At 56.2% G+C, this 21862-nt stretch carries 17 protein-coding genes and 2 pseudogenes; 10 read left to right on the forward strand and 9 right to left on the reverse strand.

Going from position 1 to position 21862, the window contains the following annotated elements; translation table 11 throughout:
- Nucleotides 1-64: 64 nt before the first annotated feature.
- A complete protein-coding gene (locus tag HA43_RS07840) occupies nt 65-1564 on the reverse strand; it encodes a SulP family inorganic anion transporter (RefSeq protein WP_094111362.1) in 1500 nt (499 codons plus the stop codon).
- 429 nt (nt 1565-1993) lie between these two features.
- Between HA43_RS07840 and HA43_RS07845 the strand changes: the two genes are divergently transcribed.
- The 5 genes and pseudogenes from HA43_RS07845 (at nt 1994) to HA43_RS19435 (ending at nt 7070) form a co-directional block, all read left to right on the forward strand.
- Nucleotides 1994-2425: a MarR family winged helix-turn-helix transcriptional regulator gene (locus HA43_RS07845; protein ID WP_039383731.1), complete on the forward strand. Its 432-nt coding sequence runs from the start codon at nt 1994-1996 to the stop codon at nt 2423-2425.
- A 2-nt stretch (nt 2426-2427) separates the two neighbouring features.
- On the forward strand, nt 2428-4098 hold the full coding sequence (locus HA43_RS07850) for an MFS transporter (protein ID WP_094111363.1): 1671 nt from the start codon (nt 2428-2430) through the stop codon (nt 4096-4098).
- Between the two features lie 11 nt (nt 4099-4109).
- Nucleotides 4110-5201 (forward strand): HlyD family secretion protein, encoded by a 1092-nt coding sequence (locus tag HA43_RS07855; protein WP_039383736.1) that lies wholly within the window; start codon nt 4110-4112, stop codon nt 5199-5201.
- Nucleotides 5198-6570 (forward strand): annotated as a pseudogene (locus HA43_RS07860) (efflux transporter outer membrane subunit). The gene HA43_RS07855 and the pseudogene HA43_RS07860 overlap by 4 nt, the downstream one beginning before the upstream one ends.
- 326 nt (nt 6571-6896) lie before the next feature.
- Complete coding sequence (locus tag HA43_RS19435) at nt 6897-7070, forward strand: hypothetical protein (protein ID WP_158086437.1); 174 nt, start codon at nt 6897-6899, stop codon at nt 7068-7070.
- Here the strand turns inward: HA43_RS19435 and HA43_RS07865 are convergent.
- Nucleotides 7058-8199, reverse strand: a pseudogene (locus HA43_RS07865) (glycoside hydrolase family 1 protein). The gene HA43_RS19435 and the pseudogene HA43_RS07865 sit on opposite strands and share 13 nt — an antisense overlap.
- Before the next feature lie 148 nt (nt 8200-8347).
- Between HA43_RS07865 and HA43_RS07870 the strand changes: the two are divergent.
- Nucleotides 8348-9808 (forward strand): phospholipase D-like domain-containing protein, encoded by a 1461-nt coding sequence (locus tag HA43_RS07870; RefSeq protein ID WP_094111364.1) that lies wholly within the window; start codon nt 8348-8350, stop codon nt 9806-9808.
- Nucleotides 9809-9839: 31 nt separating this feature from the next.
- Here the strand turns inward: HA43_RS07870 and mdoC are convergent, their stop codons facing one another.
- Nucleotides 9840-10970, reverse strand: a complete 1131-nt coding sequence (gene mdoC, locus HA43_RS07875; protein ID WP_039385787.1) for a glucans biosynthesis protein MdoC — start codon at nt 10968-10970, stop codon at nt 9840-9842.
- 277 nt (nt 10971-11247) lie between these two features.
- On the opposite strand from mdoC, the gene HA43_RS07880 reads away from it, so the two are divergent.
- From HA43_RS07880 to HA43_RS07890, 3 genes are all read left to right on the forward strand, one after another.
- On the forward strand, nt 11248-12783 hold the full coding sequence (locus HA43_RS07880; protein ID WP_211279575.1) for a glucan biosynthesis protein G: 1536 nt from the start codon (nt 11248-11250) through the stop codon (nt 12781-12783).
- Nucleotides 12776-15328, forward strand: a complete 2553-nt coding sequence (mdoH, locus tag HA43_RS07885; protein WP_039383749.1) for a glucans biosynthesis glucosyltransferase MdoH — start codon at nt 12776-12778, stop codon at nt 15326-15328. The genes HA43_RS07880 and mdoH overlap by 8 nt, the downstream gene beginning before the upstream one ends.
- A 106-nt stretch (nt 15329-15434) precedes the next feature.
- On the forward strand, nt 15435-15671 hold the full coding sequence (locus HA43_RS07890) for a YceK/YidQ family lipoprotein (protein ID WP_039383751.1): 237 nt from the start codon (nt 15435-15437) through the stop codon (nt 15669-15671).
- Nucleotides 15672-15673: 2 nt separating this feature from the next.
- Here the strand turns inward: HA43_RS07890 and HA43_RS07895 are convergent, their stop codons facing one another.
- From HA43_RS07895 to HA43_RS07905, 3 genes are all read right to left on the reverse strand, one after another.
- Nucleotides 15674-16072 carry a MysB family protein gene (locus HA43_RS07895; protein WP_071668723.1) on the reverse strand — a complete coding sequence of 133 codons (399 nt, stop codon included), beginning with the start codon at nt 16070-16072 and terminating at the stop codon, nt 15674-15676.
- Between the two features lie 119 nt (nt 16073-16191).
- Entirely contained in the window at nt 16192-16458 is a 267-nt protein-coding gene (locus HA43_RS07900; RefSeq protein WP_065649626.1) for a hypothetical protein, read from the reverse strand.
- 499 nt (nt 16459-16957) lie between these two features.
- Nucleotides 16958-17881: a Kdo(2)-lipid IV(A) acyltransferase gene (locus tag HA43_RS07905; RefSeq protein WP_094111366.1), complete on the reverse strand. Its 924-nt coding sequence runs from the start codon at nt 17879-17881 to the stop codon at nt 16958-16960.
- A gap of 260 nt (nt 17882-18141) precedes the next feature.
- Here HA43_RS07905 and trhO point away from each other — a divergent pair, with 260 nt between their 5' ends.
- A complete protein-coding gene (gene trhO / locus HA43_RS07910; protein WP_039383757.1) occupies nt 18142-19197 on the forward strand; it encodes an oxygen-dependent tRNA uridine(34) hydroxylase TrhO in 1056 nt (351 codons plus the stop codon).
- Between the two features lie 43 nt (nt 19198-19240).
- Here trhO and HA43_RS07915 read toward each other — a convergent pair whose 3' ends face one another.
- The 3 genes from HA43_RS07915 to solA form a co-directional block, all read right to left on the reverse strand.
- The gene (locus tag HA43_RS07915) at nt 19241-19816 is read right to left on the reverse strand and encodes a YceI family protein (RefSeq protein ID WP_039383760.1); all 576 of its coding nucleotides are present in this window, start codon (nt 19814-19816) and stop codon (nt 19241-19243) included.
- Nucleotides 19813-20388 (reverse strand): cytochrome b, encoded by a 576-nt coding sequence (locus tag HA43_RS07920; RefSeq protein ID WP_071668724.1) that lies wholly within the window; start codon nt 20386-20388, stop codon nt 19813-19815. Before HA43_RS07920 ends, HA43_RS07915 begins: the two co-directional genes overlap by 4 nt.
- A gap of 266 nt (nt 20389-20654) precedes the next feature.
- Nucleotides 20655-21770: an N-methyl-L-tryptophan oxidase gene (gene solA / locus HA43_RS07925; protein ID WP_039383761.1), complete on the reverse strand. Its 1116-nt coding sequence runs from the start codon at nt 21768-21770 to the stop codon at nt 20655-20657.
- Nucleotides 21771-21862 lie beyond the last annotated feature (92 nt).

The following is a 21862-nucleotide window of genomic DNA, read 5'->3' on the forward strand; positions in this document are numbered from 1 at the left end:
GACGGGCAGAAACAGCGCGGAGCGCGCGGGCAGGGCGCTCAGAGGCGCCCTGCTGACAGGCGGATTAACCGAGGTTGCCGCTCAGGCGATCGCGAAAATCGCTGCTGCGGTTATCCAGACCGGTAAAGGTAACTGTGGCACCGTGACGCTGATAACGGTATTCGATAGAGTCCAGCGCGGCGACGCTGGAGGCGTCCCAGATCTGAGCGTGCGTCAGATCGATAGTGACCTGGCTCGGATCGTGGCCATAATCAAAGTGCTCGAACAGGTCATTACTGCTGGCAAAAAATAGCGGACCGCGTACGGTGTAGTGAACCCGATCCCCTTCCGGGCTGAGCGTGCGCTCGGCATGAATAACATGGGCGATACGCCGGGCAAACAGCATCATGGCCAGAATCACGCCGAGCAGCACGCCAATCGCCAGGTTGCTGGTCCAGACGGTGATCGCGACAGTCACCACCATCACCAGCGTCTCTGACCACGGCATCCGTTTCAGCGTTGCGGGTTGCAGGCTGTGCCAGTTAACGGTCTTCACCGCCACCACCATCATAATGCCCGCCAGAACCACCATCGGGATCTGCGCCATGATATGGCTCAGGCCAGTAACCAGCAGCAGCAGTACCAGTGCCGCCGCTATGGTTGAAATCCGGGTACGCGCGCGGCCCAGTTCGACGTTGACAATTGTCTGCCCAATCATGGCGCAGCCGGCGATGCCGCCGTAGAAACCGGCGAGAATATTGCCAATGCCCAGCGCCCAGGATTCGCGCCGTTTTCCTGACGGCGTGTCGGTAAGATCGTCCACCAGCTTTGCCGTCAGCAGCGACTCCATCAGGCCAACAAACGCAACGGAGAGCGCGGCGGGCCAGACGATCTGCAGCGTCTGCAGGTTCAGCGGCACCAGCAGTTCGGTAAACCCGGGCAGCCCGGCGCTCATCGGACCTTCATCGCCCACGCTGGGTACGCGATAACCGAGCAGCAGAGCGACGGCGGTAACCACGACAATGGCAACCAGCGGTGAGGGAACACTTTTCAGTACGCGCGGCAGCAGCAGCACAATGGCCAGCGTGGCGGCAAACAGGCCCCAGACCAGCGCGGAATGGCCCCAGACGTGCGGCACTTGCGCAAAGAAAATCAGTACGCCCAGCGCGTTGACAAAGCCCAGCATCACCGAACGCGGGATATAACGCATCATGCGCGAAAGGCCGGTGACGCCAAACACAATCTGAATAACGCCCGCCAGAATCACGGCAGGCAGAATATAGGCCACGCCGTGCGCATGAACCATCGGGCCAATAACCAGCGCCACTGAACCGGCCGCCGCGGTCACCATCGCCGGACGCCCGCCCAGCAGTGAAAGCGTCAGACAGAGCACGACCGAAGCGATCAGGCTGACTTTGGGATCAACACCCGCAATAACAGAGAAAGAGATAACTTCAGGAATGAGTGCCAGCGCGGTGATCACCCCGGCCAGGCATTCGCGGGTAAGCAGGGCGGGTGAACGCAGAACGCGGGCGACCGTTAAATCGCCCGCGTCAGCACTATTGCGATCGGTTTGTGAATTCATAACGTGTGCGGACTCTTAAGTTATAAAGCGTATGCGGCAGCGAGGCAGCAGAAAAACAGGATGTTTAGCGTGCGAATGTTACCGGTCATTGGTGGTCCAGACCAGCGAAAGAGAGAGAGCAGCAGGGTAAAAAATAACCTCTGCAGGTGGAAATCCAAAAACACCTGCAGAGGCGACGCAAAAGCATCATTCGTTACTGAATCGTCAGCCGATTCATGGCGCTAAAGTTATACAAAAACAGGGTTTGTGTACAACTAATTTCTTAAGCATTTTGTGCGATATTAGCCGGTTAGCGGGGATTACGGCAGGCTGTGGTCTGACATGTACAGGTGTTTATCTCAAATCGATACAACCTTTTCCCTTTTATAGCGGCGTGAATTATAATTACGCCTTCTTTTAGTTAGGTATCTAACCATTAGGTGGCTAATCTTGACCGACTACCCGCAGCCCTTTTCCCGGCTTTTACATCAGACGGCTCACGCATGGCGGCTGGCGGTCGATCGCCGGCTGAAAGAGAGCGATTTGAGTATGAGCAGCTGGATGGCGATTGCCAGCGTCGCCACCGCCAGTCAGCCGCTGACGCAGAAAGCGCTGGCGCAGCAGCTGGGTCTGGAGGACGCGAGCGTGGTGCCACTGGTGGATCGGCTTGTGAAGCAGCAGCTGCTGGCTCGTCTGCAAACGCCCGAAGATCGGCGTAAGCGTCTGCTGGTGCTGACGACGCAGGGAGAGCAGGCGTTTACTCAGGTCAAAGCGCAGGCAGACGATCTGCGCAGTCAGCTGCTGGCTGATATCGATCCCGCTGCGCTGGCTGTCACGGAGACGGTGCTGCAGCAGCTGCTCGATCGTCTGGGTAGCGCCTGAGCATGGCCAGACGTAATCCCTACGCGCAGCGGGAATGGCTGCCGCATGAAAAGCCGATGCTGCCAGGCTCCCCCTCCACGCCGCTGCATTCGCCAGGCAAGCGCGTCGCGTTTGGCCTGATTGGCTTGCTGATCACGCTGACCGGCGCGCTCAGCAACGCGCTGGTCACGGCAAACCTGACCAATCTGCAGGGGACGTTTGCCGCTTACAGCAATGAGATCGCCTGGCTGCCGGCGGTTTATGTGATGGGAAACATTTCAATTAACCTGCTGCTGGTAAAATTTCGCCAGCAGTTTGGCCTGCGGCTGTTTACCGAAGCGTTTCTGGTGCTGTATGTCATCGTGGCGTTTTTTCATCTGTTCGCCAACGATCTCAGTTCCGCCATTATTGTGCGCACCGCACACGGAATGGTGGCTGCCGCGCTCAGTTCGCTGGGGATCTACTATCAGGTACAGGCGTGGCCGGCAAAACACCGGCTGAAAGCGCTGGTGATCGGTATCACGGCTTCCCAGCTGGCGATCCCGCTGGCGCGACTCTTTTCTACCGAGCTGCTGCAGCTGGAGGAGTGGCGTGGTCTCTATCTGTTTGAGCTCGGGCTGGCGCTGATTGCGCTCGGCTGCGTGCTGGTGGTCAGGCTGCCCCCGGGAGACCGCATTAAAGCGTTTGAAAAACTCGATTTTGTCACCTTTCTGCTGCTGGCACCGGGTATGGCGCTGCTGTGCGGTGTGCTGTCACTGGGACGCATCGAATGGTGGTTTACCACGCCGTGGCTGGGTGTTTGTCTGGCGCTGGCGCTGGTGCTGATTGTTTCAGCCGTTGTGGTGGAGCATAACCGGACCAATCCACTGATCAACACCCGCTGGCTGAGTAGCGGCATGATTGTCCGGCTGGGTATCGCCATGATCATGATCCGTATTGTGCTGGCTGAGCAGAACACCGGGGCGATCGGCTTTTTGCAGCAGCTGGGGCTGCTTAACGATCAGCTGCATGGCCTGGCGCTGGCCATTATTGCCGGCGTCATCTGCGGCATCATCGCCAGTGCGCTGACCATCAAGCCTGGCCAGCTTAACTGGCCAATTGTAACCTCGCTGGCAATTATGATTGTGGCTTCGCTGATGGACGCGCAGTCAAATCCGCTGACGCGCGCGCACAACCTCTATTTTAGCCAGTTCCTGCTGGGCTTCAGCAGCGCCTTTTTCCTGGCGCCAGCGATGCTGCTGGGGATCGGCAGCGTGGTGACGCAGCCGAAAAACCTGGTCAGCTTTGTGGTGCTGTTTGGTATGAGCCAGAATCTGGGCGGGCTGATTGGTTCAGCCATTCTCGGAACGTTTCAGACCTGGCGGGAGAAGTATCACTCCAGCCTGCTGGCCGACCAACTCTCGCAGCTCGATCCTAACGTGACGGAACGGCTGGATCAGTACAGCGCGCTGTTTCGCAGTCAGCTGACCGATAGCGTGCTGCTGGGCGCCCAGAGCAGCAGCCAGCTGCAGACCGTCGCCACGCTGCAGGCGAACGTCCTTGCGTATAATGACACTTATCTGCTCACGGCAGCCCTGGCGATGTGCACGCTGCTGTGGGTATTATGGCGGCTGTCGCGTCAGCGTTATCTTGCGTGGCGGCAGGCGAAAAATCATCATGATGAGCCGCGTCAGACAGCGCCCTCAGCGAACTAAACGGAGAAGAGATGAGTCAACAGGATGATCTGCAGGTGGCTGAGCGCGAACGTGCGCATCGCCGCCGCACGCTTTCCATCGCCGCTGGCGCGGGAATTGTGATTGTGGGTGTGCTGGTAATTCTTTATGCCTGGCAGCTCTGGCCGTTTACCAGCAGCGTACAGACCACGGAAAACGCCTATGTGCGCGGTCAGATCACCTTTATCAGTCCGCAGGTCAGCGGCTATCTGACCGGCGTTGAAGTTGTGGATCTGCAGCCGGTGAAGCAGGGCGAGCTGCTGATGACCATTGACGATCGTATCTATCGTCAGCGCGTGCATCAGGCTCAGGCGCAGCTGGAGATGAAAGTGGCGGCACTGAAAAATAATCAGCAGCAGCGAAAAAGCGCTGAAGCGACCATTCTCAGCAATAAAGCCGCGCTGGAGAATGCCCGGGCACAGAGGCAGAAAAGCGGGCTCGACCTGAAACGGGTGGAAAATCTGGCGTCGGATGGGTCGCTTTCGGTGCGCGAGCGTGATGCGTCGCGTGCCGCGGATGCGCAGGCGCAGGCGCAGATGCGGCAGGCCGAAGCGCAGGTTGCCGTAGCGCAACAGAATCTGCAAACCGTGGTAGTAAACCGCGCTTCGCTGGAAGCTGACGTGGCTAACGCCCGTGCGGCGCTGGAGCTGGCGAATATCGACCTTGCTAACACCCGGATTGTGGCACCTGATAGTGGTCAGCTGGGACAGCTCTCCGTGCGTAAAGGAACCTATGTTACCGCCGGTACGCGTCTCACTTCGGTGGTGCCGGATAAAAAGTGGGTGATTGCCAATTTTAAAGAGACGCAGCTGGCACATATTCGCCCGGGCTTACCGGTAACGTTTAGCGTTGATGCGCTTAACGGCCGTCGCTTCAGCGGCAGAGTAGAGTTTATCTCTCCTGCGGCTGGCTCAGAGTTCAGCGCCATCTCCCCCGACAATGCCACCGGAAACTTTGTGAAGATTGCGCAGCGCATTCCGGTACGGATCGGCCTCGATCCCGATGCGCAGCAGCTGCTGCGTCCGGGCATGTCAGTGGAGGTCAGCATCGATACTGCCGCAGAGCCGGCGAAGGAGACGCCGTGAAGCCACTGTTACCTTTATCACTTGCGCTGTTGCTGCTCAGCGGCTGTGCGACCCAGGTTGAAAAAGCGCCCGCTTCGCTGCCCATCCCGGAGCAGTGGCGCGATCGGACCGGACCGCAGGCGCCGCCGGAAGCCGCATGGTGGCGCACCTTTGGCGACAGCGATCTGAATCGTCTGGTCAGTCAGGCACTGAAATATAATAGCGATATTCTTCTTGCCCGGGCGCGGGTCGATCAGTACCGGGCGCAGGTGCGCGCGGCGCAGGGCGATAACTTTCCGGCGCTCTCTGCCGGTGTGGCTGCCAGCCGTCAGCGTTCGCTCTCGGCGGCAACCGGCCAGCCTTATGAAAGCGCGGTGTTTCAGGGTTTACTGCAGGCTAATTATGAGGTCGATCTCTGGGGCAGCCGCAGTAACAGCATACGCGCGGCGGAGGCGACGCTGGAGGCGCAGCGCGCTGCTGCGGCGGCGGCTGAGCTTACCGTTGCCAGCTCAGTGGCATCGGGCTACGTTACGCTTGCCTCGCTGGATGAACAGCTGCGCGTGACGCAGGCGACGCTGGCAACGCGCGAAAACTCCCGCCAGCTTGCCCGGCGCAGTTTGAAACCGGCTATACGTCGCGACTGGAGTGGATGCAGGCGGAGTCAGAGTACCAGACGGCCAGCGCGCAAATTCCGCAGCTGCAGCATCAGATCGCGCAGCAGGAGAACGCATTAAGCGTTCTGGCGGGCATGAACCCGCGTGAAATCGCACGCAGCCATCGCTTTGACAACATCCGGCCGCACGCTCTGCCCGCGCTGCTGCCGTCGCAGCTGCTGAACCGGCGTCCCGACATTGTTCAGGCGCAGCGTGAGCTGCTGGCAGCAGATGCCTCTCTGGCGTCCGCACGCGCCAGACTGCTGCCTTCACTCAACCTCACCGCCAGCGGCACGCTGCAAAGCAGCGAGCTGCATACGCTACTGGATAATCCGTTTCGTCTCTGGAGCCTGGGGGGCAGTATCCTGGCACCGCTGCTTAATCGCGAAGCGCTGACGGCACAGGTTGACGTGCAGATGGCTACGCGCAATCAGGCGCTCTATAGCTATGAAAAAACGGTGCGTAACGCTTTCTCAGAAACAGAGGATGCGCTGGATGCGATCCGCCGTAATCAGGAGCAGCTGGCGGAACTGCAAAAGCAGGAGCAGTTTGTAGCGGAAGCGTACCGGATTGCCCGGAATCGCTATCAGAATGGTTATGCTTCGTATCTTGATGAGCTTGATGCACAGCGTACGCTGTTCAGCACGCAGCTTAATATTGTCTCGGTAAAAAATAATCTGCTGCAGGCGCAAATCGATCTCTATCGGGCGCTGGGTGGCGGCTGGCACGCCGCCTGAAGCGGGATCCTGGCGGTAGCAGGAAAGTAATAAAGTCACGCGCGGTATCTGTTTCGCACAGAAATAGTCGTGAAATATTTATCACTTTCCATTACACTCAGCGCGCAATTTTGCCCTGATTCTGCTTACGCTATTGAGTTTTCATGAGTTTGCCGTCCCCACCTGACGATAACGACGAGTCTCACCGTCAACCGCTTGATGATGCGCACTTCGCTATCGTGGTTCTTGCGGTCACTTCGGTAACGCTTATAATCTTTGTCCTGATGCTCACTCTGTGGATGAGCTAACGCCTGCAACGCAGTATCAACGCCTGCAAGGAGAGCTAAATGGACGCTCGCGACGATAAACTGATCGCTATCATCGCCTTACTCTGTGCCTGTCTGATTGGCGTGATTTTTCTTGTTACCATGACCTGGCTTACCGATGTGCGCCGTCCTGCCGATACGCTGCAGGACGCCAGAAGCTGTGCGCCCGCTTCCCGTCACGCTCAGCGCTCCTGACGCTGCCATTTGATCTGCTGACCGCGCAGCTCCAGGGCCAGTCCCTCATGCAGAGTACGATTACCGTTAGGATCGCCCAGCCCGAACAGGCGCCGGGAGAGCGGCGATCGTCCGCCCAGGCGGGATACTCCACCACCGGATAGAGTGAAATTCCCTCCAGCGCAACGCCCTGAGCCAGCGCCAGCCGCGCTTCCGCACTGACGTGCCGCAGCCAGGGCGCGCGCGCATCGCCTTCAGCCCCCGTTTCCGCCAGCAGCAGCGGACGCTGATAGCGCTGCCAGCACGCCAGCAGCAGCTGGTGCAGGGGCTGACGCTGCGGATGATCGGGTGGCAGGGTATCGCCTGACCAGAACCAGTGGTTGTCGGGATAGTAGTTCAGGCCCAGAATATCGAGAAAGTCCGCCTGTCCGCCGAGTCCCGGTTCAGCGCGCCCGGCCAGCCAGTCCCATGCTTCAAACTGCATCTCATGCTGCCGGGCAGCATGCCCGGCACTCTCTGGCTTATCCGGATCCGCAGCGATCTGCACCAGCGGATCGGTCAGCACAAAGCGTGCTTCAGGATAGACATCGCGGATCGCATGCATCGCGGCCAGCGAGGCGCGCACCAGCTGGCGCTTCAGATCGCGTCCGCGTTCGCTGGCGTAAGGATCGAGCCATGAAACATCAGCCCCGGCCCAGGCCCAGAATGAGATTTGATTAATCGGGGTAAAAAACGGCTGCTCCACGCCCTCATCGCGCATCAGCTGTGCCATAGCGCGTGCATAGCGGGCAAAGTGCTCAACGAACGCCGGTTTCCAGATATCGAGGTGTGCCGGATAACCAAAATGCGCCAGCTCCCAGATAATCTGCATATTGTGGCGTGCGGCCGCATGGATCATTGGCAGAAAGGAGCGCCAGTCGTAGTGGTCAGGCGTCGCTTCAATCAGATGCCAGCGCGCACCGTCGCGCGCCGTGAGCAAACCTTCCCGCACCAGCGCGGCGTAATCTTTGTCCAGCAGCATATCGTGTCCGCTACTGACAACCATATCCAGACGGCGGCCGCCGCTGCGACAGGCGGTAGAGCAGGGAAAGCTGCCCTGAAAAAAACTGCGAAAAAGCCGGGGTTGATAATGAGGCAGTAACGCGGTCATATTTCACTCCTCAGGGTAATCGCCCGATGCAGAACCACGGGCTAAGTCTAGACTAAATTAGCAGCCGGCTCTGCCGGTCAGGCGTGCAGGTTGCCTGCCACAGCGACAATGCCAATAATAAGCGTGATTACGTATTCAGGGATCCAGTATGAGCGAAGCAGCAGCGCTGCCCGGCCAGTTAGCCGCGGGCGATGAATTACGGCAAAGCGTGGCGCAGCAGTGCGCGCAGCATCCCGGCCTGAGCGGCATCCATCCGCTTAACGACGGGCTTGACGCGTTTGCTGCGCGTTACCTGCTGATGAGCATGGCGCGGCACACTATCGATGTGCAGTACTACATCTGGCATAACGACATGTCCGGACGCCTGCTGTTCAGCGCGCTGCTGGACGCTGCCGGCCGCGGTATCAGGGTGCGCTTACTGCTGGATGATAACAATACGCCGGGGCTGGATAACACGCTGGCGGAGCTGGAACGTCATCCGAACATTTCGGTCAGGCTGTTTAACCCGTTTTCATTCCGCACGCTGCGCGCGCTGGGCTACCTGACTGACTTCGCGCGCCTCAATCGCCGGATGCATAATAAAAGTCTGACGGTAGATGGCGCCGCAACGCTGGTGGGGGGGCGCAACGTCGGGGATGAATATTTTGGTACCGGCAATGAGCCCCTGTTTACCGATCTCGACGTGCTGGCCATCGGGCCGGTCGTCGATGAGGTTACCGCAGATTTCGAGCGCTACTGGCATAGCCAGGCGGTATCGCCGCTGCGCAGCGTAGTGGACGTGCGCAGCGATGAGGGCGAAGCGGTGCGCCTGCCGCCGGAGTGGCAGCAGAGCAAGGCGGTGCAGCGTTATCTGGCGCGTCTTAACCACTCCGATTTTGTCAGCCAGCTGGAGCAGGGCGCGCTGGCGATGACCTGGGCTGAGGCGCGCCTGCTGAGCGACGATCCGCGCAAAGGGCTGGGCAAAGCCAGACGCAGCAGCCTGCTGCCGCAGCGGATGCTGGAGGTCATCGGCACGCCACAGCAGCAGTTCGATATTATCTCAGCCTATTTTGTCCCGACCCGCGCCGGGGTGGCGCAGCTATTGTCACTGCGCCGGCGCGGCGTGCGTATCGCCGTACTGACCAACTCACTGGCGGCCAATGATGTCACCGTGGTGCATGCCGGGTATGCGCGCTGGCGAAAAAAGTTGCTGCGTCACGGTATTGCGCTATATGAGCTGAAACCTCAGGCACACGCCGGCGAACCACCGCACGATCGCGGGTTAACGGGTAACTCCGGCTCCAGCCTGCATGCAAAAACGTTTACCGTTGATAATCGCAAAGTCTTTGTGGGTTCATTTAATTTTGACCCCCGCTCTGCGGTGCTGAACACCGAAATGGGACTGGTCATTGAGAGTGAAGCCCTGGCGCGCCAGACGCATGATCGCTTCAGTCGCGGTATGCAACATCGGGCCTGGACGCTGCGGCTGGACAAGTGGGGCCGGGTGAACTGGATAGAACAGGATGAGCAGGGCGCAGAAGTGGTACATAAACATGAACCGCAGTCAACGCTGCTGCAGCGCCTGCTGGTGCGGCTGGTATGGCGGCTGCCGGTAGAGTGGCTGCTGTAGCGGCGCGCTGAAACGCGCCGCCGGTGCAGCCTCACCCTTTCTGCGCCGCCTTTTTGCCGGAAAACAGAAAGCGCAGCAGCGGGATACGCAGGTGGATCTCATAAAGCGCAAACGCTGCGGCAAATACCGTTATCAGCCCAACAAAGAAACCCAGCGTGTTATTGCTGATGTGCGGCGTCACATATATCCCATACAGGATAGTGAGCGGATGATGGACGAGATAGATAAACAGCGAGGCGTTAACCAGATAAACGATACGCGGAGAGTGGCTGTTCAGCAGGCGGTGCCCGACGCTATAGCAGACGTTCAGCATGCACACGCCCATCAGCGTTGAGAGCAGCATATCGGTCTCATAGAGCCAGCCGTCGCCGTTGCCATAGCGCTGATTCAGGTAGTAGGCGATAAAGACCGGCACGGTGCCAAAGCAGATCAGCGGGTTGAACCGCACAAACAGCGCTTTCAGCGGCGGATGTTTCCAGCTCAGCGCGCCCAGCATAAAGAACGGCAGATACGTCAGCGTTTGCATAACCGCAATGGTAAAGAGTCCATCCATCATGATGCCCGGCGTCAGCAGCAGCAGCGTGCGACGCAGCAGGCACCACAGTAGCGCGTAGCCCAGCAGTGCCAGCGTTACGCTACCCCAGCCTGTCTGCTGATAGTTACGCGTGCTTTGCTGGTTGCGCAGCCAGCGAAATGTCAGCATACCCAGCGCCGTCAGGATCACCAGGACCAGCAGAAACCAGAGGTGCGAGATCAGATCCCACGCCAGAGCATTGTATTTGTCATACGCTGAAAAGCGATCCCAGCCATCAAGCTTGTGAGTGAGATATTTCAGCAGAAAGAACTGCGGCAGCGTAATCAGCGGGATAGCGGCGAGCAGCGGAATGCCCACGCGCTCCAGCCTGACTTTCAGCCAGCGTGCCGGCTGGTAGCGCAGATAAAGCATGTAGGAAAAATAGCCGGAGATAACAAAAAACACCTGCATGCGAAATGCATGGATGAAATCGTTAAAAATGGTCAGCCACAGCGTGGCATCCTGGCTGTTTACGGACCAGCGCTGTGTCGAGTAGATCAGCGAGACGTGAAACGGCACCCCCAGCAGCATCAGGTAAGCTCGAATCGAGTCGAGAAAATATTCGCGTTCAGGTTTTACAGCGCTCATAAGCTTCCGGTTCATCCTATACAGGCTGGTTTCACCCTGAAACCAGATCGTGCAGCAGAACATTCTGTTGCCGGTTAACAGCCTATACTATCAGTTGATTCTGTTTCTTAAACTGCCGGGTTTAATATTCCGAAAAGTGCTCTGGAGGCTTGGCGCTGCGCGGAACAATGTTTTACATAAGCTGTCGGAAAACCGAATAATCCATTAAGATGAGTGGGTTTGATCTGAGCACACGAAAGGGGGGGATGTGCTAAATAAAGTGAAAAATAATAGCGGGCTGGTGAAGATGCGCTGGACCAGCGCAGCAGTACTGCTGGCGCTGTACGCAAATAATAGCTGGGCGTTTAACATTGATGATGTGGCAAAACAGGCTAAGGCCCTGGCAGGTAAAGGTTTTGAAGCGCCAAAAAGTAATTTACCCTCTCAATTTCGTGAAATGAAATTTGCGGATTATCAGCAGATCCAGTTTAACCACGACAAGGCATACTGGGGCAAGCTGCGCACGCCGTTTAAGCTCGAGTTTTACCATCAGGGGATGTACTTCGACACGCCGGTGAAGATTAACGAAGTCACCGCCTCATCGGTGAGTGAAATTAAATACGATCCGGCTTATTTCAATTTCGGCAACGTCAAACATGACGCTGATGCGGTAAAAAATCTCGGCTTTGCCGGATTCAAAGTACTCTATCCGCTGAATAACAAAGGAAAGCAGGATGAGATCAGCAGCTTCCTTGGTGCCAGCTACTTCCGCGTAATCGGGGAAGACCAGGTCTATGGTCTTTCCGCACGCGGTCTGGCAATTGACACCGCGCTGCCCTCTGGTGAAGAGTTCCCGCGCTTTAAAGAGTTCTGGATCGAGCGCCCGAAACCTCAGGCGAAGCAGCTGGTTATTTACGCGCTGCTTGATTCACCGCGCGCTGCGGGAGCCTACCGCTTTGTGCTGAAGCCAGGCAAAGCCTCGGTGGTGGATGTGCAGTCTAAAGTTTATCTGCGTGATAACGTGGGTAAACTGGGCGTGGCACCGCTGACCAGTATGTTCCTGTTTGGTGCTAATCAGCCTTCGCCGGTCAGCAACTTCCGTCAGGAGCTGCACGACTCCAACGGCCTCTCGATCCACGCCGGTAACGGTGAATGGATCTGGCGCCCGCTGAACAATCCACGCCATCTGGCGGTCAGCACCTTTACGATTGAAAACCCGAAAGGTTTTGGTCTGCTGCAGCGCGGACGCGACTTCAGCCACTATCAGGATCTCGACGATCGCTATGATATGCGTCCAAGCGCCTGGGTTGAGCCGCAGGGTGACTGGGGTAAAGGGCGCGTTGAGCTGGTTGAGATCCCGACTGCGGATGAGACCAATGACAACATCGTCGCCTTCTGGACGCCGGAAAAACTGCCTGACGCGGGCAAAGAGATGAATTTCAACTATCGTCTGCACTTCACCCGCGATGAGAATCAGCTGCATCAGGATGATGTTGCCTGGGTCAAAGATACCCTGCGTTCTGCGGGTGATGTGAAACAGTCTAATCTGGTCCGCCAGCCTGATGGTTCTGTCGCCTTTACCCTCGACTTCACCGGTAAAGCGATGAGCATGCTGCCGGAGGATACGCAGGTAGCACCGCAGGTTAGCGTTGGCGATAACGCCGAAGTGGTTGAGCAGAGCGTACGCTACAATCCGGTGACCAAAGGCTGGCGTCTGGTGCTGCGTCTGCGCGTGAAAGACAGCAAGCAATCAACCGAAATGCGCGCCGCGCTGGTAAGCGGTGACAAGACATTGACGGAAACCTGGAGCTATCAGTTACCTGCCAATGAATAAATCGACTTTTTTACCTCAATCTTATGTGGAGGCGCTGCCGCTTGATGCGGCAGGTCGCGCGCGGCTCAGCACATCGCTGCAAAATGCGCCCGCCTTCCACGCCATTCATACGGTGCTGGGGCAGGATAACGCAGCCAGCGATCGGCCTGACGATGCGCCGCTGAAATCTGTCTCATCACGCATAGCGATGACATGGCCGGATGCGGTAGCGGATGGCCAGCAGTTCAGTAAAGATTATCTCGATCGCACGACGTTAAAAGCGATGCCGCCGGTTAAACGCTCGCTGATGTTCCCGGAAGCCTGGCGTACCAATCCGCTGGCGCGCGCCTGGAACTCGCTGCGCGGGCAAAAAGTGCAACCGCGTTACGCAACCGCAGAGGAGCAGCGCGCGGAGGATAAGTGGCGTCATGTCGGTTCGATGCGCCGCTATACGCTGCTGATTCTGACCATCGCGCAGACCGTGGTCGCGACCTGGTATATGAAAACCATTCTGCCTTATCAGGGCTGGACGCTGCTCGATCCTGTCGGGCTGTTTCAGCAGAACTGGATCGAGTCGGTGAAGCTGATCCTGCCTTATATTCTGCAGACCGGCATTCTGTTCCTGTTCGCTATTCTGTTCTGCTGGGTATCGGCGGGCTTCTGGACGGCGCTGATGGGGTTCCTGCAGCTGCTGATTGGACGCGATAAATACAGTATCTCTTACTCAACCACGGGTGATGAGCCGCTGAACCCGGAGCACCGCACCGCGCTGATCATGCCCATCTGTAACGAAGATGTGGAGCGTGTTTTTGCCGGACTGCGCGCCACCTGGGAGTCGGTAAAGCGCACCGGGAATGCTGAGCATTTTGATGTCTATATTCTCAGCGACAGCTACGATGCGGATATCGCGATTGCCGAGCAAAAAGCGTGGATGGAGCTGGTACGCGACGTGGGCGGAGCGGGCAAGATTTTTTACCGCCGCCGCCGCCGCCGCGTGAAGCGTAAAAGCGGTAACATCGATGACTTCTGTCGCCGCTGGGGCAGCAACTACAGCTACATGGTGGTGCTGGACGCTGACAGCGTGATGAGCGGTGAGTGCCTGACCGGTCTGGTACGTATGATGGAAGCGAACCCGAATGCCGGGATTATCCAGTCTTCGCCAAAAGCCTCCGGTATGGATACGCTCTATGCGCGCTGCCAGCAGTTTGCCACCCGCGTTTACGGGCCGCTGTTTACCGCAGGGCTGCACTTCTGGCAGCTGGGCGAGTCGCACTACTGGGGACATAACGCCATTATTCGCGTACAGCCCTTTATCGAGCACTGTGCGCTGGCGCCGCTGCCGGGTGAAGGCTCATTTGCCGGTTCAATTCTTTCGCACGACTTTGTTGAAGCTGCGCTGATGCGCCGCGCCGGCTGGGGCGTCTGGATCGCGTACGATTTGCCGGGTTCTTATGAGGAGCTGCCGCCTAACCTGCTGGATGAGCTAAAGCGCGACCGTCGCTGGTGTCACGGTAACCTGATGAACTTCCGCCTGTTCCTGGTAAAAGGGATGCATCCGGTGCACCGTGCCGTCTTCCTGACCGGCGTTATGTCCTATCTCTCGGCGCCGCTCTGGTTTATGTTCCTTGCGCTTTCCACGGCGTTGCAGGTGGTCCATACCCTGATGGAGCCGACCTACTTCCTGCAGCCGCGTCAGCTCTTCCCGGTCTGGCCGCAATGGCGTCCCGATCTGGCTATTGCGCTCTTTTCCACCACGCTGGTGCTGCTGTTCCTGCCGAAGCTGCTGAGCGTGGTGCTGATTTGGTGCAAAGGGGCTAAGGCTTATGGCGGCGCGCTGCGTCTGTTCATCTCGCTGATGCTGGAGATGCTGTTCTCGGTGCTGCTGGCGCCGGTGCGCATGCTGTTCCACACCGTGTTTGTGGTCAGCGCCTTCCTCGGCTGGGAGGTGGTCTGGAATTCACCGCAGCGTGATGATGATGCCACTCCGTGGAGCGAAGCGTTCCGCCGTCACGGTTCGCAGATGCTGCTTGGCATCGTCTGGGCCGTGGGCATGGGCGTGCTGGACCTCAACTTCCTGTGGTGGCTGGCACCTATTGTCTTCTCGCTGATCCTGTCGCCGTTTGTGTCGGTGATGTCGAGCCGCGCGACCGTGGGTCTGAAAAGCCGGCGGGCGAAACTGTTCCTGATCCCGGAAGAGTATGAGCCGCCAAAAGAGCTGGTTGATACAGATCACTATCTGCAGATCAACCGCGAGCGGGCGCTGAAGCATGGCTTTATGCATGCGCTGTTTAACCCGGCGTTCAATGCGCTGGCAACCGCACTGGCTACGTCGCGTCATAAACAGAGCACGCTGCTGGATCACGCCCGTGACCGGCATGTCGATCAGGCGCTGAGCGATGCACCGGAAAAACTGAATCGCGAACAGCGTCTGCAGCTGATCAGCGATCCTGTGGTTCTGGCGCGCGTGCATACCCGGCTGTGGGAAAACGCGGATAAGTATCATCAGTGGCTGGAGAGCTATCAGAAGCTGACGCTGAATCCGCAGGCACTGCCACCGCGTGCCTGAGCAGCAGTAAAACAGTAAAAGCGGCAGCGATGCCGCTTTTTTATTGCCGCTGCTAAAGCCGGGCAGGGCAGGTATAGTAGCAGGTCAATCAGTGAGGATAAGCGATGTGAAAAGCGTTCTGGCGGTCATACTGGCAGGCAGTGTGCTGATGCTGAGCGGGTGCGGCAGCATTATCAGCCGTACCGTGCCCGGACAGGGGCACGGTAACCACTATTATCCCGGCGTGCAGTGGGATGTGCGCGACGGCCCGTGGCGCATCGTCACCATCCTCGATCTGCCGCTGTCGCTGATAGTGGACACGCTGCTGCTGCCGGTTGACGCGCAGCATGGGCCTTATGAGTGAGATTACGCCAGATTATCTGAATCCGTGTTGTCATCTTCCCACTCTTCAGCAGCCACTTCACCCTCTTCAAGATCGCGCTGTGGCGCCAGCTGAAATTCGCCATCATCCCATTCGTGCAGGGTATTTTCAGACTGCCACTCCTGACGCATCTCAATTTCGTCGAAATCGCCGTCAAATACCGCCTGCGCCGCCTCACCGCTAAGCAGCGGCAGGCAATCACCCTGTTCATCTTCACTGGCAAAGAACTCCGCCTGCCACATGATGTCGCCATCCTGCATGACATATTTTTGCAGGCCAAACTGGCTGACGTTGACATCCTCTTCGGATACGCCCTGCTGGCTGGTCATAAACTCTTCACGTGCGGCTTCAATTGCTTCTTCTAAAGTGCTGAACAGATCCATTGATGACTCCTTGACTGTAAAAAGGGGATTTTACAGAAGGATAGACGAAAATTTGCAGAACGCAGGCGGGCAGGCGAGCAGTACGGGCGGGTGAGGAAAAAATCACCCGCCCATACGCATCAGAGCATTTTTTGCGGAAAGTGCAGAACCGGACGGACAGTTTCGCGCATTACCGGTGCAGAGTAGCGAATACAGCATTTGATACACGGCTTTACTTTTTTGAAGTTAATACGCGCGGTGGCCAGCGCCTGATTCAGGTTATAGAGGGTGCCAATAAACACCATATCTTCTTTAAGCGGCATCCGTTTGCACTCTTTACGATGCAGCAGATGATAGCCTTCCTGATCGGTACCGATCGTAACGTAATAATAATGACCTTTGTTCATATTATTTTGTCCTGCATGAGATTTGCTGTGTGTAATCTTTTTTATTTTTCTGAGAACAGTTAATTGGTTAACTGTTGCAACTGAAATTAACCGGAATCAGCGGAGTGAACCAGTGTAATAAAGTAATTAAAAAAATTTTTAAAATGACAATATGGAATAAGCAGCCTGTTTTATCGACAACGCATTGTAAAATAAGTCAATTTTTCTGCATTGATAAGTAAGTCAAACGATTTTGAAAAAAATAAATAGGATTAGGCCTGGAATTATAGATGATCAGGACCAGATTGCACTCTTTTAATTGATAAGTGTGGCCCAGAAAGCCGGTGTCAGACGGCTGATTGCCTGCTGCAGAGCGCCTGTGCAGGCAAATCCGGTAACATAACCTGTTACCGGAGCTAATGATTTTCAGACGAAACCAGAAATAATGCTGGATCTGATGGACATATCAGGTGCGGTTCAGGCTATCAGATATCGCTGATAGCCTGAACGCTGTGCTGCATCAGTAGCGCGACGGCTGGCCTTCCGGACGGGTTTTAAAGCGGCGGTGCAGCCACATATATTGCTCAGGCGCGAGTAACACCGTCTCTTCAACAACGCGGTTCATCACCGTTGCCGTATCAAGCTCACTTTCCAGTGAGAACTGATGGCGAATATCCGGCATCAGTTTCAGCTCGTAGCCGCGTCCGTCCGGCAGACGACGTGCCAGGAAAGGCACCACGCTGGGATTAGCCAGCCGAATCAGCATATGGGTTCCGGTTGTGGTGGCTGCTTCCTTAACGGCAAAGAAAGGGGCAAACACGCTGCTGCGCGGGCCGTAGTCGTGATCTGGCGCGTACCAGATGATGTCATTACTCTTCAGTGCCCGGATCATGCCTTTGAGATCTTTGCGATCCAGCATACTTTTATTCGAGCGCATCCGACCCCAGGTCTGCAGCCAGTCGAGCAGTCTGTTATCGTTCGGGCGATACACACCAATACCCGGGTTGTACATGCCGAAAACGCGAGCGCCCAGCTCAAGCGTCAGAAAATGCATACCGATCAGCAGAATTCCGCGCTTTTCTGCCAGCGCCTGAGTCACATTCTCCAGTCCTTCCGGCTTAACCCATTTACGGATACGCCAGTCGGGCCAGAACCAGGCCATGCCGGTTTCAATCAGTCCCATTCCGACTGATTCAAAGTTGTGTTTAACCATCGCCTCGCGGTCGCTGATGGGCATATCAGGAAAGCAGAGCTCCAGATTGCGTCGCGCAACCTCTGTGCGGCGCTTCATAAAACGCATGGCAATACGCCCCAGGCCGCAACCAAATGCATACAGAAGCGGGTAGGGAAGTAAAACCAGCACGTATAAAAATCCAATGCCCAGCCAGGTGAGCCAGTAGCGCGGATGAAGCAGTTCACGGGTAAATTGCGGAAGTTGGGTCATGGAAGAATCAGTATCCTGCGTTCTGTACCAGAGAGTCCGGTTTCTGTTATTTAACGCAATTATGCCATTTTTTGTCGTTAACTGTAATCACACCGCGTTCACAACACCCGTCAGGCTGGTGTTTGCCGCATTAACAGACGAACAGCGCAGAAAATCGGCACGCGTGTATCACCACCAATTCGGTTCGGGGGCTAGGCACAGCTGTGAATTCAGGTATCATGTGCGCCCTGAAATTCTCTCATTGCTAACAGGTGTTCACCATGCCAGTGTTACATAACCTCGTTTCCAATAAAGAGCTGAAAGATCGCATGCTGGCGGAAACAGAGCCGCGTACGACAGTCTCTTTTTATAAATATTTCCAGATTGCCGATCCCAAAGCGTTCCGCGATCGCCTCTATATTGCGCTGACGCAGCTTAGCGTATTTGGTCGTGTCTATGTGGCCCGGGAAGGGATTAACGCGCAGATCAGCGTGCCGGCCGGGAAATATGAAGCGATGAAAGCGATGCTGTACGCTTTTGATCCGGCGCTGAATAATCTGCGCATGAATATTGCGCTGGACGATGACGGTAAATCATTCTGGGTGCTGCGCCTGAAAGTGCGCGACCGTATTGTTGCCGATGGCATCGACGATGGCAGTTTTGACGCCAGCGATGTGGGCAGCTACCTGAAGGCAGCAGACGTTAATGCGATGCTGGACGATCCTGATGCCGTATTTGTCGACATGCGTAACCACTATGAGTTTGAAGTGGGCCATTTTGATAATGCGCTGGAAGTGCCTGCGGATACCTTCCGCGATCAGCTGCCCATGGCAGTCGATATGCTGCAGGATAAGAAAGATAAAAAAATTGTGATGTACTGCACCGGCGGTATTCGCTGCGAAAAAGCGAGCGCCTGGATGAAGCATAACGGCTTTGATGATGTTTATCACATTGAAGGCGGCATTATTGAATATACGCGCCGCGCGCGCGAGCAGGGATTACCGGTGCGTTTCAAAGGCAAAAATTTTGTCTTTGATGAGCGTATGGGCGAGCGTATTTCTGATGATATTCTCTCCAGCTGCCATCAGTGCGGTACGCCGTGCGACAGCCATACTAACTGTGTTAATGACGGTTGCCATCTGCTGTTTATTCAGTGTCCCGCCTGCGCTGAAAAATATCAGAACTGCTGCAGCCCAATCTGCATGGAAGAAGCAAAACTGTCGCCTGAAGAGCAGCGCGCACGTCGTGCCGGACGCGAAAACGGCAATAAGGTGTTTAACAAATCGCGTGGTCTGCTGAATATGACGATGACCATTCCCGCGCCCGATAAGTCATAATGACGGGTGCCGCCTGAGGAAGTGATCTCAGGCGGCTTGCCGCTTACTGACGTACTCCCTCTACAGAGATAATCAGCTCAGCCTTTTGAGAGGCAGGGCCCAGATCCTTGCTGATATTAAACTCTTTCAGAACGACCTCGCCGCTGGCTTCAAAACCTGCCCGGTAACCGCCCCACGGATCTTTACCTTCACCCATCAGGCGCGCATCCAGCGTAATGGGTTTTGTTACGCCGTTCAGCGTCAGATTGCCGGTGACTTTATAACGCTCTCCCTCTTTTTTAACCTCTGTTGAGGTGAACGTTGCCTGAGGATATTTGCTGGTATTAAGGAAATCTGCGCTGCGCAGGTGTTTGTCGCGCTCAGCATGATTGGTATCCAGACTTCCGGTATTAATGGTGACATTCACTTTATCGGCTGCCGGATTAGCATCGTCAAAGGTGAATCCGCCGTCAAAATCTTTGAATGTGCCATATAACCAGCTATAGCCGAGGTGCTGAATACGAAACTGTACAAATGCGTGCTGCCCCTCTTTATCAATTTTATACTCTGCGGCGCTGGCATTAAGGCTGGTGGCAAACAGCGCGGCGGCACTGACGGCCAGAAGCGTTTTTCTGATCATGATACATCCTTTTGAGAGAGTGAACGTGAGCGTAAACCGAGCATGCGCCTGAGCGTCGCGTCCCGATCGATAATATGATGTTTGACCGCCCCCAGCGCATGCAGCGCTGAAAGCAGAACCAGGCTCCAGGCCAGCCACAAATGCAGCGTGCCTGCCAGGTCCGCCTGCTGTGGTCCGCCAGCAACGACTACCGGCAGGTTAAACCAGCCAAATACAGAGACCGGTTTACCGTCAGCGGTAGAAATCAGATAGCCGCTAACGAGCAGCAGGAGGAAAAGCAGATAAAGCAGGGCATGCACACCCCGGGCGGTACGGCGAACCGTGGCAGAATAGCTGGCGAGCGGGGCGGGTACAGGGGAGTGCCAGCGCCAGAGCAGGCGCAGCAACAGCAGAATAAACAGTATTGTCCCGACGCTTTTATGAATGTCCGGTGCAGTATGATACCAGCTGTCATAATAGCCCAGGCCTGTCATCCATAATCCCAGGGCAAACATCGCATAGAGGGCAACCGCCATGCTCCAGTGGATAATAATTGAGAGCAGGCCGAATCGATCTGCAGTGTTGCGCCACATAGCCTTTATTCCTGTCCATGAAATAAGTGCTGCAAGCATCCTTAATTCATTAACTAAAAGCAATGAGCCTTACTTTTCTATAAAAAAGCGGATCGTTGTCAAAATTTTAAAATAGCGGCGCGCTACTGCTTCAGTAATATTGACTGAAAGCAGGGCATTTTAAGGTAATAAATATAATTACTACACAGGATGAGGCATTATTGAGTGTCGGGCGTAAACAAATGTAAATGGGAGGGCTGGCAGCTGCGGTGCTGCCAGCCTGAGTATCAGGAAAAGCGCCGTAAAGAAAAGGGCGTAAGATCGAAACTGAAAGGTTTATCCTGAGCAAATTCGCTGGCAAGCTCGCCCAGAACGCTGGCAAATTTAAAACCGTGACCGCTAAGGCCGGTAATGATTAAGCGGTTGGGTTCATCCGGCAGGGTATCGATAATAAAATCTTCATCAGGGGTATTGTCATAGCTGCACGCCTCGCCGTGTAAACAGACGCCGACGCCGGGCAGGAACTGCCGCAAAAAGCGAAACGCTTCGCTGCCATCTGAGGCCACAGCACCAAAAGGTTTGCGATCCTGCGGGGTCTGCATGACCTGACCACCATCGTGCCGGCCCACTTTAAGGGCGTTATTATCTGCCGGAAACCCGTAAAAGTGACTGCCGTCTGGCGTCTCTACGGTAAAACCGGGAAAGTGATTGTTTTCACTGTAGCGGCCGTCAGCCTGATACCAGGCAAACACTTTACGCACTGGCGTAACCGGCAGATCGGCTATTAGCTCGCTGACCCAGGTACCGGCGCTGACCAGCAGCTTGCGCGCACGATAGATCCCATCCAGCGTGGTGACCTGCTGCAGCTCGCCGTCGCGACCGATATCGCTGACCGGGCAATTAAACAGCTGTGCACAGCCAGCCTGTTCAGCCAGTTTTATCCAGCTGCGCACCGCCTCTTCACATTTCAGATAGCCCGACTTCGGCTCAAAGACGCCGATGTAGCCATCCGGCACGGTAAACTGCGGCCAGCGCTGCCGCACCTCATCCGCCTGCAGTAGCTGGACATCCAGCTGCCAGGTTTTCGCACTGTGAATAACATTCTCAATGAATGGCGAATGAGCGGGTGCCAGGTTGAGAATGCCGCTGCGATGCATGATACGCTCGCCGCTCTGCTGCTCCAGCGCATCCCACAGTGACTGGGCGCGCAGCACCAGCGGCACATAACGCTCTCCTTCACCATAGGCGTGGCGAATCAGGCGGGTCTCGCCGTGATGTGTTCCCTGCTGATGCGGGGGATGCGCGCTGTCGATCATTAGCACCGATAAGCCAGCCTGCGTAGCGTAGAAACCCGCAGCGGCCCCGACTGACCCACTGCCCACGATAATCAGATCGTAAACCATGACACGAACACTCCTGCAAAACGGCGAAATTTTTCAACAGCATACCAAAAGCGGGAGCGATATGAAAAAGGCACCCTATGGGTGCCTTTTTC

It is taken from the genome of Pantoea eucrina, assembly GCF_002095385.1.
Lineage (GTDB): Bacteria > Pseudomonadota > Gammaproteobacteria > Enterobacterales > Enterobacteriaceae > Pantoea > Pantoea eucrina.

Coding starts and splice junctions, on each gene's coding strand:
- HA43_RS07840 (WP_094111362.1), bottom strand. CDS start 1,564: ATGAATTCACAAACCGATCGCAATAGTGCTGACGCGGGCGATTTAACG.
- HA43_RS07850 (WP_094111363.1), top strand. CDS start 2,428: ATGGCCAGACGTAATCCCTACGCGCAGCGGGAATGGCTGCCGCATGAA.
- HA43_RS07855 (WP_039383736.1), top strand. CDS start 4,110: ATGAGTCAACAGGATGATCTGCAGGTGGCTGAGCGCGAACGTGCGCAT.
- HA43_RS19435 (WP_158086437.1), top strand. CDS start 6,897: ATGGACGCTCGCGACGATAAACTGATCGCTATCATCGCCTTACTCTGT.
- HA43_RS07870 (WP_094111364.1), top strand. CDS start 8,348: ATGAGCGAAGCAGCAGCGCTGCCCGGCCAGTTAGCCGCGGGCGATGAA.
- mdoC (WP_039385787.1), bottom strand. CDS start 10,970: ATGAGCGCTGTAAAACCTGAACGCGAATATTTTCTCGACTCGATTCGA.
- mdoH (WP_039383749.1), top strand. CDS start 12,776: ATGAATAAATCGACTTTTTTACCTCAATCTTATGTGGAGGCGCTGCCG.
- HA43_RS07895 (WP_071668723.1), bottom strand. CDS start 16,072: ATGGATCTGTTCAGCACTTTAGAAGAAGCAATTGAAGCCGCACGTGAA.
- HA43_RS07900 (WP_065649626.1), bottom strand. CDS start 16,458: ATGAACAAAGGTCATTATTATTACGTTACGATCGGTACCGATCAGGAA.
- HA43_RS07905 (WP_094111366.1), bottom strand. CDS start 17,881: ATGACCCAACTTCCGCAATTTACCCGTGAACTGCTTCATCCGCGCTAC.
- trhO (WP_039383757.1), top strand. CDS start 18,142: ATGCCAGTGTTACATAACCTCGTTTCCAATAAAGAGCTGAAAGATCGC.
- HA43_RS07915 (WP_039383760.1), bottom strand. CDS start 19,816: ATGATCAGAAAAACGCTTCTGGCCGTCAGTGCCGCCGCGCTGTTTGCC.
- HA43_RS07920 (WP_071668724.1), bottom strand. CDS start 20,388: ATGTGGCGCAACACTGCAGATCGATTCGGCCTGCTCTCAATTATTATC.
- solA (WP_039383761.1), bottom strand. CDS start 21,770: ATGGTTTACGATCTGATTATCGTGGGCAGTGGGTCAGTCGGGGCCGCT.